Genomic DNA, 2,090 nt, shown 5'->3' on the forward strand with positions numbered 1-2,090 from the left:
GCTTATCCTTGGAAAAGGACAAAAAAGATTGGCTAAATGAGATTGCCACGTCGCATAAGACACTCCTCGCAATGACGGATTTGGAATGGGCATGATCAATCAAGCCCCTACAAAAGAATTAAAAAATGTTGGGACATGATTTATTATGCCCGATTAAGGTAACGACATGCCATGACATGTCAAATCTTGGATTTTCATTTTCATCTATGGCAAGAGGTGACATAAGTATCTATTGAGGAAAGAAGGGCTTGAGTGCAGGGTATAAAGAACGATAGGTTTGATATCTCTCTCGATAAACCGGAAACCATTGATCTTGAGGATTGACCGGTGAATCATAGCGGATCATTTGCTCAACTGCTTCGTTAAAGCTGTTAAAATGACCACTCCCTACCATAGCCAATATGGCTGCACCAGTAGCGGCTTCCTCCTTTACTTTGGTGGTTTGAAGGGGATGTTCAAGGAAAGAAGAAAGAATCGATCTCCACAACCGGCTTTTAGCACCACCGCCAGCAAAGATGAATTTCTTCCCCTGAATACCCAGTTCTTCAAAAATACTGACTGAGTCTTTGATTGCCATACTTACTCCCTCCATAATAGCTCGAACCATATCTCCTCGCTGATGGGTAAGGTGGAGATTGATAAAAGCACCACGAGCCAATGAATCGCGGTGAGGGGTTCTTTCACCAATTAAATAAGGGAGAAATATCAAGCCATTGGTTCCAGCTATTCCCCGAGCAGCTTCTTCATCCAGTGTTGAATAATCGAAGGTGTGATGATTGTTGTCAAGAACTGATTTTTTAAACCAGCTTAAAGAGAGTCCAGCACAAAGCGACGCTCCCAATAAATGCCAGGTTTGAGGTACTGCGTGGCAAAAAGTATGAATTCTTAATAAGCTGTCAACAATAGGTTTTTGGATAGCAGTAAAAACCTGCCCACCAGTACCGATTGTGATGAGGACTTCTCCTTCGTTGATAATCCCATTTCCCAATGCTGCACAATGTTGATCGCCGGCTCCGGCTATTACGAAAGCATCTCCCGTGATTTCCAGTTCTTTTTGAACTAATGATGATACTTGTCCGATAATTTGGGCTGATTCGTAAATGGGAGGGAATAAGGATGACTTTAAATCAAGTTCTTTAATGATTTCTTCCGACCAGTTTCTCTGGTTGATATCAAAGAGAAGGGTAGAGGCAGCATCGGCGACATCCGATGATGGCGGGAGCCCTAATTTGATTTTAATATAGTCCTTTGGCAACATAACCCAACGAGTTTTATTGTAAAGATCAGGACGATTGTTTTTGACCCAAAACAAAGAAGCACCCATAAAACCAGTAGCAATATCGCTTCCGGCAATAGGGGCTAAACGGGACCTTAATTTTTCTCGTATGAAGTGTACTTCCTTTTCGCTTCTTTGATCTGCCCAGATGATAGCTGGACAAACGGATTTATAATTGTTATCCAACATAACTAAACCGTGCATTTGGCCTGAAAAACTTATCGCCTTGATTTCTCGATTTGAAACTGAATAAAGGACTTCCTGTAATGCTGAAAAGGTTTGTTTCCACCATTCTTCGGGATCTTGTTCGGCAAATCCTATTTGTGGGGTTAAGAGAGGATAATCCCGCTGTGCCAGGGAAAGAAGATGCCCTGCCTCATCATACAAAACTACTTTAACACTTTGAGTCCCTAAGTCGATTCCAATAAAAGAAGACATTGCGATCCTCCTCCCAAAAGGTATTAGTCAGTTTAAGATTAGCATTCAATTTTAACCCTGGCAAGAGAAGATAATTGATAAAAATTCTCTGGAAAAATAATTGACATGAAACATTGAAATGAGTATCCTTATTCGGGGTTGTGGAATGTTAGAGAAAAAGAAAGCCAATAATAAAAATCAATTTGGGAAGTCCATCTTTTCCTGGTTTCAGGAAAGATGGACTTTTTTTTACCAAAAATCATTGTCTATGGTCACTTTTAAAAGAGTTATTAAAACGTATTGCAACCCCACAATAGAAGGATAGACCTTCATGCTGCCTAGCAGCACCAGATGAGGGTGAAAATACTTACCCAGGAATCGTTTCCCCCTTTAGCAA

1 protein-coding gene is annotated in these 2,090 nt (G+C 40.8%); it reads right to left on the reverse strand.

The window, feature by feature from the left end:
- Positions 1-229: 229 nt before the first annotated feature.
- Positions 230-1,714, reverse strand: coding sequence for a xylulokinase (gene xylB, locus PLK24_RS11010; RefSeq protein WP_324479100.1), 1,485 nt, complete (start codon positions 1,712-1,714; stop codon positions 230-232).
- Positions 1,715-2,090: the final 376 nt, after the last annotated feature.

This window comes from Atribacter sp. (assembly GCF_035418125.1).
Taxonomy (GTDB): domain Bacteria; phylum Atribacterota; class Atribacteria; order Atribacterales; family Atribacteraceae; genus Atribacter; species Atribacter allofermentans.